Below are 14,263 nucleotides of genomic sequence, written 5' to 3'. Positions count from 1 at the left end.
GTTTTAAGCCTCCTGTTTCGGTACAGAATCCATCGCTGACCAGTGGCAGCAATCGAATACTACGCAGCGTAGACCACGCGGTCGCATCAGGGCAGCGACGGGGCCGGTGTGGGGACCTAGGTCCTGGGATAGGTCGCGCGATGTTGCATACTTGGCCGCGTGTGTGGACTGGTGGCGTGGCTGGGCCCGCCCGGGTCTTCGCTCGAATCTCATAGCCCTGCGGTGGATGCGGCGATGGTGCATATGCGTCATCGCGGACCGGATGAGCCGGGAATCTGGCACGAGGAAAACGTGCTCTTCGGCTTCAACCGGCTCTCGATCATCGACATCGCGCATTCGCATCAACCGTTGCGCTGGGGACCGGCGGACACCCCGGACCGATACGTGCTGGTCTTCAACGGCGAGATTTACAACTACCTGGAACTCAGAGAGACGCTCCGGGCCGAGCACGGCGCCGCATTCGCCACCGAGGGCGACGGCGAGGCAATTCTGGCGGCTTACCACTTCTGGGGCCCGGATGCGCTACATCGTCTGCGCGGCATGTTCGCCTTCGCGATCTGGGACACGATCGAACGTGAGTTGTTCTGCGCGCGAGATCCTTTCGGCATAAAGCCGCTGTTCATGGCGACTGGCCCGGGCGGCACCGCGCTGGGTAGTGAGAAGAAATGCCTGCTGGATCTGGTGGAGCAGTTAGGCATCGGAACCGAGTTGGACCTGCGGGCGCTGCAGCACTACACGACGCTGCAGTACGTTCCGGAGCCCGAGAGCCTGCACACCGAGATCCGCCGCCTGGAATCCGGCTCGTACGCGCGCATCACCCCCGGTCAGGAGCCGCGTGTCACGCGTTACTTCCCGGCCCGGTTTGCCGTCACGCCGTTCACCCGCGCGACCCGTCAGTCTCGGTACGACGAGATCACCGAGGTGCTCTCCGATTCGGTGGCCAAGCACATGCGGGCCGATGTCACGGTGGGCTCGTTCCTGTCCGGCGGTATCGACTCCACGGCCATCGCCGCGCTGGCGATCCGGCACAACCCGAAGCTGATTACGTTCACGACCGGCTTTGAGCGGCAAGGCTATTCCGAAGTCGATGTGGCGGTCGAGTCCGCCGAGGCGATCGGTGCCCGGCATGTCGTGAAGGTGGTCAGCGAGGAGGAGTTTGTTTCCGCGTTACCCGAGATCGTCTGGTATCTGGACGATCCCGTTGCGGATCCATCCCTGGTGCCGTTGTACTTCGTGGCCAAAGAGGCCCGTAAACACGTCAAGGTGGTGCTCTCCGGCGAGGGTGCCGACGAACTCTTCGGCGGATACACGATCTATCGGGAACCCTTGTCGCTCAAGCCTTTCGAATATCTACCCGGCGCGTTGCGGCGCGTTGCGGCACGGCTCTCGGCCGCCATCCCGGACGGGGTACGCGGCAAGAGCCTGCTGAACCGCGGTTCGATGACACTGGAGCAGCGCTACTACGGGAACGCCCGCAGCTTCGATGACGAACAGCTGCGCGCGGTGCTCCCCCACTATCGCCCGGAATGGGGACACCAGGACGTCACCGCGGCTCTCTACGAGCGGTGCGCGGGCGCCGATCCGGTGGCGCGCATGCAGTATGTGGACCTGTTCACCTGGCTGCGCGGAGACATTCTGGTCAAGGCCGACAAGATGACGATGGCGAACTCGCTTGAGCTGCGGGTGCCGTTCCTTGATCCCGAGGTGTTCAAGGTGGCCTCGCGGCTGCCCTACCGGGAGAAGATCACCCGCGAAACCACCAAGTACGCACTCCGCAGGGCACTGGAACCCATTGTGCCGGCGCATGTTCTGCACCGGACCAAGCTCGGTTTCCCGGTACCCATCCGGCACTGGTTCGTCGACGGACTGCTACACGACTGGGCCCGCGAGATGCTGGCGACCACACAGGCGGGGCACTTGATCGATGTGCCCGCTGTCGGCCGGATGCTCACCGAGCATGCCGCCGGTGCCGCCGATCACAGCCGCAGGCTGTGGACGGTGCTGATCTTCATGCTGTGGCACGCGATCTTCGTCGAACAATCGGTGCGGCCGAACATCCAGGAGCCGCACTACCCGGTGCAGCTCTAAAGAGCCGCACCGATCTCGTCCGCAGCGTCCGGGCTGTACGCGTCGGCGAGGCGGGCCAGCGCCTCGTCGCGCTCCCAGACCCATTCCTGGGTTCCGACGGTCTCCAGCACCAGCGTGGCCACCAGCGCTCCCAGCTGCGCCGAACGCTCCAGGCTCAGGCCGGCACTACGAGCGGTGAGGAATCCGGCACGCCAGGCGTCGCCGACACCGGTCGGGTCGACCTGCCCCTTCTCCGGGACCACGCCCACCTTGAGGGAGGTGCCATCCTTCTCCACGATCTCGACGCCGTTGGCACCCAGGGTGGTGATCCGCAGCTCGACACGCTCACGCACGTCTGCCTCGGTCCACCCCGTCTTGGAGAGCAACAGATCCCACTCGTAGTCGTTGGTGAACAGGTAGGTGGCGCCACCGACGAGTTCGCGGGCCTGCTCACCGGAAAGCCGGGCCAGCTGCTGCGACGGATCGGCCGCGAACGGCAATCCCAGGCTGCGGCATTCCTCGGTGTGCCGGAGCATCGCGTCGGGGTCGTTGGCTCCGACGATCACCAATTCCGGTGTCCCGGTGGTCGATACGACATCGGCCAGCGAGATGTCACGGGCTTCGGACATCGCACCCGGATAGAAGGACGCGATCTGCGCCATGTCCTGATCTGTCGTGCACACAAAACGCGCGGTGTGCGCGGTCCGGGAGATCAGCACGCCGTCGCAGTTGACGCCGTGGCCCTCGAGCCAGGACCGGTACTCGTTGAAGTCCGCACCCACGGCGCCGACCAGAGCGGGCTTGCCGCCGAGCACGCCGATGGCGAACGCGATGTTCCCCGCGACGCCTCCACGACGGATTTCCAGATCGTCCACCAGGAAGCTGAGGGACACCTTCTGCAGGTGCTCGACCAACAGCTGCTCGGAGAACTTGCCGGGGAAGTTCATGAGGTGGTCGGTCGCAATAGATCCGGTCACGATGATGGACACGCGTGAGACCCTTCGTAGGATTCGGGCGGGCTTGGTAAGTCGACGGACAACCACAGAAGCTTACCTAACGTAACTGTTCCGGGGTTGTGGCCGATTGCTAGCCTGGTTTGTTGGGGAGCGCGATCTGGGGAAACGAAATTTCAGGAGAGTCAATGGCGGAACCAGGTTATTCGACGGTGCCCTACCCTGGTCTACCGCCCATGCCTCCCCCGGTCGACTACCCGGATCGCAAGCGCAAGGTGCCCGGCTGGCTCGCCCCGGCCGCGGTCGTGGCCGCGTTGGTGGTGCTGGCGCTGCTGCTCGGTTTTCTGACCAAGAATTCTGGTGTGTCCCACCGGCCCAGCGAGGCCAAGATCGAGCAGACCATCCAGGGATACCTGGATGCGATGGCCAAGCTCGACATCGTGACGCTGGCCCGCAACGCCGGCTGCGGCCTATACGACGCGGTGCGCGACAAGGACACCGACGACACGATTGTGCGGGCCAACGCCCAGCAGTTTGTGAATACCTTCGGCTCGGCCACGGTGAAGTCGATCGACAAGATCGTCTACTTCTCCGAGTACCAGCTCAAGGTGCTGTTCACCGCGACCAGCCAGAAGCGCAAGGACGCTCCTCAGGGGCAGGCCGAGCTACTGATCAACGAGGGCAAGATCTACGTCTGCTCCGCGTACATGCGCGGTTCGAACGCGTTCTGATCAGTTGAAGGAGTCGCCGCAGGCGCAGGAGCCGGTGGCGTTCGGGTTGTCGATCGTGAAGCCCTGCTTCTCGATGGTGTCGACGAAGTCGATCGAGGCGCCCTGGATGTACGGGGCGCTCATCCGGTCGACGGTGAGCTTCACACCGTCGAACTCGGTGACCAGGTCACCGTCCAGGGTGCGGTCATCGAAGAACAGCTGGTATCGCAGGCCCGCGCAACCGCCGGGCTGGACCGCGATGCGCAGCGACAGATCGTCGCGGCCTTCCTGATCCAGCAGCGCCTTGGCCTTGGTGGCGGCGGCGTCGGTCAAGACGGCACCATGAGTTTCCTCGGTGGAGGTGGCAGTCGATTCGTCTTGGACAGTCATCGTGGGATCTCCCCTGCGTCGAAGCTCTCGGGCGGACGTCCAGGTAATGAACGTCTTGTGATCTCAACGGTACCTCGTCTAAGGGTATTCCTACATCTATGCCCTAGCCGGGTGACCAGTGGCGTGCGACCTGCGCCGTGAGGCCCGCCAGCTGGCCTGCCGCATCCTCCATGGCCAGCCGCACGGACCCCGCGAACTGGGCGATCGATTCGGCACGCGCGATACCGGCCCGCCCGTATTCATCGGCTGTCAGCGCCACCTGCCCGGCCAGTACCAACACCGGGGTGCCGGAGGTCGCGGCGCGGCTCGCGACTGCCCCGGCGACCTTGCCGTGCAAGGTTTGGTCATCGAACTTGCCTTCGCCGGTGATCACCAGGGCTGCCTGCGCGATCGCAGCGTCCAGGCCGGTGTGTTCGGCCACGATTCGCGCTCCCGATTCGCGACGCGCTCCGAGCGCCAGCAGCGCCGCTCCTATCCCGCCTGCGGCCCCGGCTCCGGCGAGGTCTCGCACGATCCGACCGGTGTGGTCCTCCATTTCTGCGACCCACCCGGCCAGCCGTGCGTCCAAGCGTCTGACGGTATCCGGGTCGGCACCCTTCTGAGGACCGAACACCGCGGCAGCACCACGGGCGCCGAGCAGCGGATGCTCGACATCGCTGGCGACCACTAGTTCCGTTGCGGCCAGGCGCTGCTGGGCCGCAACGAGCCCACCGAGGCCCGCGATGAGCGCCGCACCTCCATCGGTGCTGCTGCTGCCGCCAAGGCCGACCACGATGCGGGTGGCTCCACCATCGAGTGCCGCCGCGATCAGCTGCCCGACCCCGGTGCTGTGCGCACGCCAAGCGGTATCGGCAGACGGCGCACGTTTGAGCAGCGGCAGCCCGCAGGCCTGCGCGCATTCGATGTAGGCGGTCGTGCCGTCGAGGAGCCACTCGGCGTCGACGTCCTCATCTAGAGGCCCGCGTACCCGCAGCGGGTGTCGGTGCGCCGTGAACAGCTGCGCGGCCAGCACGTCGACGAACCCGGGCCCTCCGTCTGATTGGGGGCTGAGGATGACGATGTCGGCGGGGCGAGTCCTTCCCCAGCCCTCCGCGATGGCGGTCGCCGCCTGCGTAGCGGTGAGCGTGTCGCCGAAGCTGTCGGGCGCCACCAGAATCTGACTCATTCGCGCAGGATAATCTGGGCGTGTGAATCTGCTCGGCCGAAAGAAATCCACCTCCGAAAACGGCGCCGCCGACGAGTCCTCATCACCCATCGGTGAGACGGACGTCACATCGCCGGTGCAGGCTGGGAAGGGCCGCCCCACCCCGAAGCGGGATGCCGGCAAGCGTCGTGGACCTGTCGCCCCGGCGCCCTTGACCAGTGCCGAGGCCCGGCAGCGTCGTAAGTCCCTGCGCGGGCCGAAACTGTCGCGGGCGGAACGCAAGGTCGAGAACACAGAGCGGCGCGCCCGGATGTCCGACAGCCGCGAAAAGATGATGGCCGGCGACGAGGCGTATCTGTTGCCTCGTGACAAGGGTCCGGTGCGCGCGTTCGCCCGCGACATCGTCGATTCACGGCGCAATGTGCTGGGGCTGTTCATGCCCCTGGCGCTGTTCCTGATCTTCACCATGTTCGCGGTGCCGTCTGTGCAGGTTCAGATGTGGATGACCCCGGCGATGCTGGTCTTGATGATCGTCATGATCGTCGACGGGGTTTTCGTCGGCAGACTGGTGAACAAGCGCGTCTCCGAACGCTTCCCGACCAGCGACGAGGGCGGTTTCAAACTCGGCTGGTACGCGGCGAGCCGCGCATCGCAGCTGCGCAGGATGCGCGCACCGCGCCCCCGGGTGAACCGCGGCGAGCCGGTCTAGCCTCAGGTGGCTACCACGCTGGTGCTCGGTGGAATACGTTCGGGAAAATCACGTTTCGCCGAGTCTCTGCTGCCCGCCTCGGGCCCCGTGCGGTACCTGGCGACCGGAACATCTGTCTGCGAGGACGAGGCGTGGGCGCAAAGGGTTGCCACACACCGGTCTCGGCGCCCCGATGACTGGACGACGGCCGAGACGACCGATATCGCCGACGAATTGCGCGCCGGTGATGCGGTGCCGACGCTCGTCGACGATCTCGGGGGGTGGCTGACCGCGATGATGGATGCTCGCGCCGCATGGGACGGCGGCGGTGAGGTTGTGGCATCCGATATCGACGAGCTGGTCGATGCGATCGGCTCCTACCGCAGCGAGCTGGTGATCGTAAGTCCAGAGGTCGGATTGAGCGTTGTGCCCGCCACCGCATCCGGACGGCTGTTCGCCGATCAGCTCGGCGCGCTGAATCAAGCGGTGGCACAGCGCTGTCAACGGGTGCTCCTGGTGGTGGCCGGTCAACCACTGGCCATCAAGGGTGCCGCCGAATGAACGGCGGCGAGGCACCCCGATTCGCCCCGGTCTCGGCACCCAACCCGGATATCGCCGCCGCCGCACGTGACCGGCAACGGCAGCTCACCAAGCCGGACGGCGCATTGGGGCGACTGGAAGAGCTCTCGATTTGGGTGTCGGCCTGCCAGAATCAGTGCCCCCCTACGACATTCCAACGTCCACGGGTGGTCGTGTTCGCCGGTGATCATGGTGTGGCTGCCGCCGGAGTGTCGGCCTATCCCCCGTCGGTGACCGCGCAGATGGTGCACAACATCGAAGCGGGCGGCGCGGCTGTGAACGTGCTTGCCGCACTGGCCGGTGCCAGTGTGCGGGTCGCCGACATCGCCGTGGGCCGTCCCAGTGGCAATATCGCCGTCGAGGACGCCCTCACCGAGGAGCAGGCTCATGCCGCGCTGGCCGCGGGTATCGCCCTGGCCGACGCCGAGATCGACGGCGGAGCCGATCTGCTCATCGCGGGCGATATGGGCATCGGAAACACCACTCCCGCGACGGTGTTGGTGGCGGCGCTCACCGGAAGCGAACCGGTGGCGGTGGTGGGCCGCGGCACCGGAGTCGATGACGCCGGGTGGGCACGCAAGACCGCCGCGGTGCGCGATGCGTTGCGCCGCACCAAGAATGTGCGTACCGACCCGGTGGCGCTGCTCGCCCGGGCAGGTGGCGCCGATCTGGCGGCAATCACCGGTTTCGTGGCGCACGCGGCGGTGCGGCGTACCCCGGTGCTGCTCGACGGGCTGGTGGTGACCGCAGCCGCACTGGTGGCCGAGCAGCTGGCCCCGGGAGCGCGTCAGTGGTGGCTTGCCGGGCATCGCTCCACCGAGCCGGCGCATTCGCTTGCCCTGCAACGTCTCCGACTGGATCCCGTGTTGGATCTGCAGATGCGCTTGGGTGAGGGCTCCGGGGCGCTCGTCGCACTGCCGGTGTTACAGGCCGCCGCGGGCACGCTGGCGCAGATGGCGACCTTCGATGAGGCCCGAATCGACGGGCCGGGCGGCGCGTGAACCGACTGCTGCGGCTACTACGGCCCATTGGCGGAGCCTTCGAATTCTCCACCGTGGCACCGGTTCCCGCACGGCTTGCCGGTACGCTCTCGGGTCCGGTGCTGGCGGCGCTGCCCGTGGTGGGCGCCGCACTCGGCGCGCTGGCAGCGGCGATCGCCTACCTGGCGACATCCGCCTACATCGGGCCCATCGCGGGACTTGCAGCCGCGACGGTGGTGGTGCTGGCCACCCGTGGCATGCATATCGATGGACTGTCCGATACCGCGGACGGGCTCGGCTGCTACGGACCGCCGGAGCGCGCGCTCACCGTGATGCGCGATGGTTCGGCCGGACCATTTGGGGTGGCGGCGGTGATCATCGCCCTTCTGGCACAGACATTGTCGTTCGGAATGCTGGCCTCACGGCAGGAGTGGCTGGCCATCGCGCTGGCGGTCGCGGTCGGGCGTGTCAGCGCGGTGGTGGCATGTCGGCGTGGGGTGCCCGGTGCCGCACACAGCGGCTTCGGTGCCCGGGTGGCGGGGTCGCAGCCTTTGTGGCTGGCGGGGATCTGGGTGCTCGCGGCCATGGCCGTCGGTCTTCTCGCGCAGCCCTGGCGGCCATGGCAAGGGCCGGTCGCGGTCGTGATCGCGCTGGGCGCCGGTGTGCTGCTGGTGCGCCATTGCGTGCGCAGGTTCGGCGGCATCACCGGAGACGTGTTGGGAGCGAGCGTCGAGGTGACCACCACACTGGCGGCGCTCGGGTTCGCGGCCGCGTGAGGCGGCGACGAAAGATTCATCAAGAGTTCGCGATCGACCCGGCCTGTGCGGTCGCGTTATCTGGTGCCGTGGACCACTATTCGAACTTATGCCGCGCAACCCTGTGAACCCCGCCGGCGAGACGCCGGATATGGGAATCCCCGAGCCGATCGCCCGCTCGATGTCAATGGCCGAACAGTACGAATGGCATCGCGGATATCTACGCCGCCACCCGGTCTCGCGTCGCAACTTCCTGCGGGGATCGGCTGCCGCGGCCGCGGTCGCCGCGCTGGGCGTATCACCGTTCGGACGGCGGGCGTACGCCGATGACGCACCGCTGGGTGTTGCCGGCAGGCGGGTGGGGTATGGCGCAGATTCGTCCAGCCAGCTCAGCTTTTCCGGGCAGCTGTCCAGAAATCCGCACGGCACCAAGATCTTTCTCGACCATGGGCCAACCCCCGATCTCGGCGCCTCCCTCGAGGCCGAGATCCGCAATCTCGTGACACAAATCCCCTCAAGCGATCACGGGGTGCTGGGAGCCGAACAGTTCTACGTCCACGCACCTATCCATGGACTCGGTGGGGGCACTGAGCACTTCTACCGCTGGCGCACCACCGACGGGTTTTTGAGCGATATCCGTTCCGCGGCGACGGCCATCCCGTCCGCACGAAACGCATTCGCCCCCTTCCGCTTCACCATGATGGGCGATCAGGGCACCGATGAGACCCCCGCACTCCCACCAAATCTGGCTGCCGGCGAATACGACGACAGCTACTACAGCGCAGACAACGACCCGGCCACGCCGCACACACAGAACGTCATGAACCAGATTGTGGCGTGCCGACCCGATTTCCATATCCTGGCCGGAGACATCGCCTATGCGGACCCATCCGGAATGGGAAAGAAGCCCGAGTTCGTGTCTTCCGGCGGCAAGGCCGCAGCCGGGTTCGACAAATACAATCCGTTCGTCTGGGACGTCTACCTGACCTCCATCGAGCCCAGTGCCTCGACGACACCGTGGATGTTCGCCACCGGCAATCACGACATGGAAGCCGCGTACGGAAACCACGGCTATGGCGGCCATCTGGCCCGTCTTGGTTTCCCCGGCAACGGCCCCGCGGGGTGCCCGTCCGCGTACTCGTTCACCTATGGCAACGTCGCCGTCCTGTCCCTGGACGCCAATGACGTGTCCTACGAGATCAAGGCGAATACCGGCTACTCCGGTGGTGCCCAAACCGGTTGGGTGGGAAGAACTTTAGCGGCATATCGGGCGAACCCGAATATCGACTTCATCGTGTGCTTCTTTCACCACTGCGCATACTCGACAACACTGTCCCATGCCAGCGACGGTGGCGTCCGCGACGCCTGGTGTGCGCTGTTCGACCGTTATCAGGTGGATCTGGTGCTGCAGGGACACAACCACGTCTTCGAGCGCACGGATCCGATTCGCGCGGGTCGTTCGACCCGGGAGGCCGGCGATCGGTCCACCGTCGACCCCGAATCGGATGGCACCGTGTACTACACCGTGGGTTCTGCGGGCCGACCCCGCTATGACTTTCAGCCGGGCGAACCGGAGGGATACCGGGGCCGCGAGCTCACCGATACGTTGGTTCCCAACAGCTATGTCTGGGCGCCGGACGGCAGTAAGCACGCCGAGGCGGTCACCTGGTCGCGCGTACGGTATCGCAACTACGCATTCATTCGCGTCGACGTGCGGCCCGGGACATTCGTCAGCGAGATGGACGTCACGGCCGTCGACGAATATGGACGCGAATTCGACACGGTGACCTATCGCCGCCCCGTACGCACACGGGCGTCTTAGCCGAGCTTGGTGATCCAGCCGTGCGTATCGGCGAAGGTGCCGCGCTGGATTCCGGTCAGCGTGTCGCGCAGCGCCATGGTCACCTCGCCGGGTTCCCCTTCGCCGATGGTGAATTCGCCGCTCGAGTGCTTGACGCGGCCGACCGGCGTGATCACCGCGGCAGTGCCGCAGGCGAACACCTCGGTGATCTCTCCCGAGGCCGCCTTCTTCTCCAGCTCGTCGACGTCGATCTTGCGTTCCTCGATGGCGAATCCGGCGTCGGAGGCCAACTGCAACAAGGACTTCCGCGTCACGCCGGGCAGCAGTGAGCCGGACAGTTCGGGAGTGACCAGACGGGCCTCACCGTCGCGACCGAACACGAAGAACAGGTTCATGCCACCCATTTCTTCGATGTACCGGCGCTCGATGGCATCGAGCCACACCACCTGATCGCAGCCCTCTTCGGCGGCCTGCGCCTGGGCGACCAGAGAGGCGGCGTAGTTGCCACCCGTCTTGGCTGCGCCGATCCCGCCGGGTGCGGCGCGCACGTATTCGTGCGAGAGCCACACGCTGACGGGCTTGATGCCCTGGGAGAAGTACGCACCAGCCGGTGAGGCGATGAGCAGGTACCGGTATTCGGCGGCGGGCCGCACGCCGAGACCGGCCTCGGTGGCGATGATGAACGGCCGCAGATACAGCGATTCCTCGCCGCCGCCCGGCGGAACCCAGTCCGCGTCGACGGCGATGAGCTGGCGCAGCGACTCGATGAACAACTCCTGCGGCAGCTCCGGGATGGCAATGCGTCGGCAGGACTGGATCATCCGTTCGGCGTTAGCCTCGGGCCGGAACGCAGCGATGGTTCCGTCGGGTTGCCGGTAGGCCTTGAGCCCCTCGAAGACCTCCTGCGCGTAGTGCAACACGATGGCCGACGGGTCAAGAGTGATGGGGCCGTAGGGCACCACTTGCGCATTGTGCCAACCGTTTTCGGTGTTCCAGTCGATGGACACCATGTGGTCGGTGAAGTACTTCCCGAATCCCGGCGCGGCCAGTACCTCAGCCCGACGCGCCGGGCTGGCCGGTGACGGGTTGAGTTGCCGGGTGAACTCGGGAAGCGGATTCATGCTCGGCAGTCTAGCTGTCCGATGTCGCCAAACCCGAACCCATTATCCGACGTTGACGTCCACGAACGGCGGCTTGACGACCTCGCATTCGATCTCCCGGCCACGCACGTCGACGGCGACGGTGGCCCCGTCGACGATCTGCGCCGAGCTGTCCAGCAGGGCCAATGCGATACCGGTCTTGAGGGTCGGCGAGAAGGTGCCCGAGGTGGTCACCCCTACCGGCCGGCCGCCCGCGAGCACCGTGAGATCGGGGCGCAACACGCCCCGGCCGGTGGCCCGCAGGCCACGCAGGGTGCGGCGCGGACCTTCCGCCTTCTCCTGGGTGAGGGCCTCACGCCCCCAGAACGCGTCCTTCTTCCACCCGACGGCCCATCCTGCCCGCGCCTGCACCGGACTGATGTCGAGGGACAGCTCGTGACCGTGCAGCGGATAGCCCATCTCGGTGCGCAGCGTGTCGCGCGCGCCCAGACCGGCTAGCTGGCCGCCCGCCTCGGTGATCACCGGCAGCAGCGCGTCGAAGACGGCGCCGGCGGAATCCCAGGACGGCAGCAGTTCGTAGCCGTGTTCCCCGGTGTAGCCGGTCCGGCACACTCGCACCGGCTGACCGTCGAGCGTTGCGTCGGCGTACGCCATGTATTCCATATCCGTCGGCAGTCCGAGCCGCTGTAGCACATCCGCCGACTTGGGTCCCTGCACGGCCAGCACCGCGTAGTCGCGGTGCTGGTTGGTGATGGTGATTCCCTCGGGGGCCTTCTCCTGCAGGGCGGCCACCACCGCCGCGGTGTTGGCGGCGTTGGGCACCAGGAAGATCTCGTCATCGGAGACGTAGTAGGCGATGAGGTCGTCGACGACACCGCCCGTCTCGGTGCAACACAAGGTGTACTGCGCCTTGCCCGGCCCAATCTTGTTGAGATCATTGGTGAAAGACGCGTTGACGAACGCCGCGGCACCCGGCCCACGCACCAGAGCCTTGCCGAGGTGGCTCACGTCGAACAGTCCGACGGCCTCCCGGGTGGCGGTGTGCTCACCCACCGTGCCTGCGTAGGACACCGGCATATTCCAGCCGCCGAATTCGGCGAAGGTGGCGCCCTGTGCGGCGTGCCGATCGTGAAGAGGGCCGAGCAAGAGATCCGTCATGGCGTTCACCCTAATTGGCGCATCACCGGCTTTCACTAGGCTGTGATCTCATGAGCGCATACACGGCACCTTCGTTCACCCTGGCCACGTCCATTCCGCAGCGCGGAGTCTCCGCCGCGGTATTGCTGGTGGGGGTACGCCCCGGGGAGAAAGAATCCGACAAGGGCCCCAAGGTGGTCGATGCGCAGCTGCTGGACAGCAAGGCCGTCAAGGCCATCGAGGCCGCTCTCAAGGCCGTGGGCGCAACCGGCTCGGGTGAGCAGCTCACCCGGGTGGTCGTGGACGGTCTGCCGGTGTCCAGTGTGCTCGCGGTCGGCCTGGGTAAGACAGATGCCGGCGCCGAGACGATTCGTCGCGCCGCGGGCGTGGCCGCCCGGTCGCTCGACAACGTCGAAACCCTGGTGACAACTCTGTCCGCGCGCGATGTCGATGCCACCGTGCAGGGCCTGGCACTTGGCGGATACCGGTTCGCGGAGTTCCGCAGCGCCAAGACCGCACCGAAGGACGTTGGACTGCAGAAGGTTACGTTGCTCGTCGCCGACAAGGGCCGCGCGCAAAAGGACGCCATGGAGCGCGGCGCCGCCATCGCGGCTGCCGTGATCATCGCGCGTGACTTTGTGAACACCCCGCCCAGCCATCTGTTCCCGGCCGAATTCGCCAAGCGGGCAAAAACTCTGGCGACGACCGAGGGCATCGAGGTCGAGGTTCTCGACGAGAAGGAACTGGCCAAGGCCGGTTACGGCGGCATCATCGGAGTCGGCAAGGGCTCCTCGCGCCCACCGCGGCTGGTGCGGCTGACCTACCGGGGCGCGAAGGGCAAGAAGGCCAAGAAGGTCGCACTCGTGGGCAAGGGCATCACCTTCGACACCGGCGGCATCTCGATCAAGCCCGCGGGCGGCATGGAGAACATGACCTCCGATATGGGTGGAGCGGCAGCGGTTATCGCGGTGACTCTGCTGGCCGCCCGCCAGCAACTGCCCATCGACGTCATCGCGACCGTGCCCATGGCCGAGAACATGCCGTCCTCGACGGCGCAGCGCCCCGGCGACGTGTTGACCCACCTGGACGGCACCACCGTCGAGGTGATCAACACCGATGCGGAGGGTCGTCTCATCCTCGCCGACGCGATCGTGCGGGCCTGCCAGGATGAGCCCGACTACCTGATCGACACCGCGACGCTGACCGGTGCACAGGTGGTGGCCCTGGGCACCCGCACCCCTGGCGTGATGGGCACCGATGAGTTCCGCGACCGGGTGTCGACGATCTCGCAGTCCGTGGGCGAGAACGGCTGGGCCATGCCGCTGCCCGAGGAACTGCGTGACGATCTGAAATCCAGGGTTGCCGACCTGGCGAACGTCACCAACCACCGCAACGGCGGCATGTTGGCGGCCGGTCTGTACCTGCGCGAGTTCGTGGCCGACGGTGTGCAGTGGGCACATATCGACGTCGCGGGCCCGGCGTTCAACACCGGCGGACCGTGGGGTTACACGGCCAAGGGCGGGACCGGTGTGCCGGTACGGACCATTTTCGGGGTGCTGGAGGACATCGCCGCCAACGGATGACGCCGACTAGGCGCCTTCCTCGGCTGCCCTGCGCTTCAGGATTTTCTGCCGGGCGTCGTAATCACGCTTGCGTTGCGGGTATCCCGTGCGATGCACGTCGTACACCGGGATCTTGAGTCGCTCGGAGATTCGGCGCGCGCCCGCCACCCCACCGACACGTCGACGGGTCCACTCGCCGTCACCTGCGATGAGAATCACGGTGACGTCCGAGAAGTTGGTCTGCGGCTCGACGTAGGCCTCCACGCCCGTGCGCGCCGCGGCCCAATTCGCCAGGTAGCGCAGGTCGTCGTTGTTGCCCTGTGTGGTCCGGCCCTCGCGCTTGCTTCGGAAGGCGTCGATCCATGCCATTGGACCATGGTGCCAGCTAATTCTGAGA

Annotated in this window: 14 protein-coding genes; 8 read left to right on the top strand and 6 right to left on the bottom strand. The window is 66.3% G+C overall.

Features of this window, described 5'->3' with window-relative positions; translation table 11 throughout:
• Window positions 1-159: 159 nt before the first annotated feature.
• Window positions 160-2,088 carry an asparagine synthase (glutamine-hydrolyzing) gene (gene asnB / locus MSTE_RS09350; protein WP_096500692.1) on the top strand — a complete coding sequence of 643 codons (1,929 nt, stop codon included), beginning with the start codon at window positions 160-162 and terminating at the stop codon, window positions 2,086-2,088.
• Here asnB and MSTE_RS09345 read toward each other — a convergent pair.
• On the bottom strand, window positions 2,085-3,056 hold the full coding sequence (locus tag MSTE_RS09345; RefSeq protein WP_096500690.1) for a carbohydrate kinase family protein: 972 nt from the start codon (window positions 3,054-3,056) through the stop codon (window positions 2,085-2,087). The genes asnB and MSTE_RS09345 overlap by 4 nt on opposite strands.
• Window positions 3,057-3,208: 152 nt before the next feature.
• Between MSTE_RS09345 and MSTE_RS09340 the strand changes: the two genes are divergently transcribed.
• Entirely contained in the window at window positions 3,209-3,751 is a 543-nt protein-coding gene (locus MSTE_RS09340) for an Rv0361 family membrane protein (protein ID WP_096500688.1), read from the top strand.
• Here MSTE_RS09340 and MSTE_RS09335 read toward each other — a convergent pair whose 3' ends face one another.
• Both MSTE_RS09335 and MSTE_RS09330 read right to left on the bottom strand, forming a co-directional pair.
• On the bottom strand, window positions 3,752-4,120 hold the full coding sequence (locus MSTE_RS09335; protein WP_096500686.1) for a HesB/IscA family protein: 369 nt from the start codon (window positions 4,118-4,120) through the stop codon (window positions 3,752-3,754). It abuts the gene before it with no gap.
• A 103-nt stretch (window positions 4,121-4,223) separates the two neighbouring features.
• Window positions 4,224-5,285, bottom strand: a complete 1,062-nt coding sequence (locus MSTE_RS09330) for a glycerate kinase family protein (protein ID WP_162291397.1) — start codon at window positions 5,283-5,285, stop codon at window positions 4,224-4,226.
• A gap of 22 nt (window positions 5,286-5,307) precedes the next feature.
• On the opposite strand from MSTE_RS09330, the gene MSTE_RS09325 reads away from it, so the two are divergent.
• The 5 genes from MSTE_RS09325 (at window position 5,308) to MSTE_RS09305 (ending at window position 10,088) form a co-directional block, all read left to right on the top strand.
• On the top strand, window positions 5,308-5,973 hold the full coding sequence (locus MSTE_RS09325; protein ID WP_096500684.1) for a DUF3043 domain-containing protein: 666 nt from the start codon (window positions 5,308-5,310) through the stop codon (window positions 5,971-5,973).
• 6 nt (window positions 5,974-5,979) lie between these two features.
• The gene (locus tag MSTE_RS09320) at window positions 5,980-6,513 is read left to right on the top strand and encodes a bifunctional adenosylcobinamide kinase/adenosylcobinamide-phosphate guanylyltransferase (RefSeq protein WP_096500682.1); all 534 of its coding nucleotides are present in this window, start codon (window positions 5,980-5,982) and stop codon (window positions 6,511-6,513) included.
• The gene (gene cobT / locus MSTE_RS09315) at window positions 6,510-7,532 is read left to right on the top strand and encodes a nicotinate-nucleotide--dimethylbenzimidazole phosphoribosyltransferase (RefSeq protein ID WP_096500680.1); all 1,023 of its coding nucleotides are present in this window, start codon (window positions 6,510-6,512) and stop codon (window positions 7,530-7,532) included. The genes MSTE_RS09320 and cobT overlap by 4 nt, the downstream gene beginning before the upstream one ends.
• Window positions 7,529-8,287, top strand: a complete 759-nt coding sequence (locus tag MSTE_RS09310; protein WP_096500678.1) for an adenosylcobinamide-GDP ribazoletransferase — start codon at window positions 7,529-7,531, stop codon at window positions 8,285-8,287. Before cobT ends, MSTE_RS09310 begins: the two co-directional genes overlap by 4 nt.
• 88 nt (window positions 8,288-8,375) lie before the next feature.
• Window positions 8,376-10,088, top strand: coding sequence for a metallophosphoesterase (locus MSTE_RS09305; protein WP_096500676.1), 1,713 nt, complete (start codon window positions 8,376-8,378; stop codon window positions 10,086-10,088).
• Here the strand turns inward: MSTE_RS09305 and MSTE_RS09300 are convergent.
• Window positions 10,085-11,188: a branched-chain amino acid aminotransferase gene (locus MSTE_RS09300; protein WP_096500674.1), complete on the bottom strand. Its 1,104-nt coding sequence runs from the start codon at window positions 11,186-11,188 to the stop codon at window positions 10,085-10,087. The two genes, MSTE_RS09305 and MSTE_RS09300, sit on opposite strands and share 4 nt — an antisense overlap.
• Window positions 11,189-11,230: 42 nt before the next feature.
• On the bottom strand, window positions 11,231-12,325 hold the full coding sequence (gene gcvT, locus MSTE_RS09295; protein ID WP_096500672.1) for a glycine cleavage system aminomethyltransferase GcvT: 1,095 nt from the start codon (window positions 12,323-12,325) through the stop codon (window positions 11,231-11,233).
• Window positions 12,326-12,375: 50 nt separating this feature from the next.
• Here gcvT and MSTE_RS09290 point away from each other — a divergent pair, with 50 nt between their 5' ends.
• Window positions 12,376-13,887 (top strand): leucyl aminopeptidase, encoded by a 1,512-nt coding sequence (locus MSTE_RS09290; protein ID WP_096500670.1) that lies wholly within the window; start codon window positions 12,376-12,378, stop codon window positions 13,885-13,887.
• A gap of 6 nt (window positions 13,888-13,893) precedes the next feature.
• Here the strand turns inward: MSTE_RS09290 and MSTE_RS09285 are convergent, their stop codons facing one another.
• Entirely contained in the window at window positions 13,894-14,235 is a 342-nt protein-coding gene (locus MSTE_RS09285) for an oxidoreductase (protein ID WP_096500668.1), read from the bottom strand.
• Window positions 14,236-14,263 lie beyond the last annotated feature (28 nt).

The sequence above is a fragment of the [Mycobacterium] stephanolepidis genome, from assembly GCF_002356335.1.
GTDB lineage: Bacteria > Actinomycetota > Actinomycetes > Mycobacteriales > Mycobacteriaceae > Mycobacterium > Mycobacterium stephanolepidis.
The sequence above is the reverse complement of the archived record's forward strand: the minus strand, read 5'-3'. Positions and strand labels throughout refer to the sequence as shown.

Excerpts from the sequence above, each read along its gene's own strand:
- MSTE_RS09340 (WP_096500688.1), top strand. The coding sequence starts at position 3,209 with ATGGCGGAACCAGGTTATTCGACGGTGCCCTACCCTGGTCTACCGCCC.
- MSTE_RS09335 (WP_096500686.1), bottom strand. The coding sequence starts at position 4,120 with ATGACTGTCCAAGACGAATCGACTGCCACCTCCACCGAGGAAACTCAT.
- MSTE_RS09330 (WP_162291397.1), bottom strand. The coding sequence starts at position 5,285 with ATGAGTCAGATTCTGGTGGCGCCCGACAGCTTCGGCGACACGCTCACC.
- cobT (WP_096500680.1), top strand. The coding sequence starts at position 6,510 with ATGAACGGCGGCGAGGCACCCCGATTCGCCCCGGTCTCGGCACCCAAC.
- MSTE_RS09305 (WP_096500676.1), top strand. The coding sequence starts at position 8,376 with ATGCCGCGCAACCCTGTGAACCCCGCCGGCGAGACGCCGGATATGGGA.
- MSTE_RS09300 (WP_096500674.1), bottom strand. The coding sequence starts at position 11,188 with ATGAATCCGCTTCCCGAGTTCACCCGGCAACTCAACCCGTCACCGGCC.
- gcvT (WP_096500672.1), bottom strand. The coding sequence starts at position 12,325 with ATGACGGATCTCTTGCTCGGCCCTCTTCACGATCGGCACGCCGCACAG.
- MSTE_RS09290 (WP_096500670.1), top strand. The coding sequence starts at position 12,376 with ATGAGCGCATACACGGCACCTTCGTTCACCCTGGCCACGTCCATTCCG.
- MSTE_RS09285 (WP_096500668.1), bottom strand. The coding sequence starts at position 14,235 with ATGGCATGGATCGACGCCTTCCGAAGCAAGCGCGAGGGCCGGACCACA.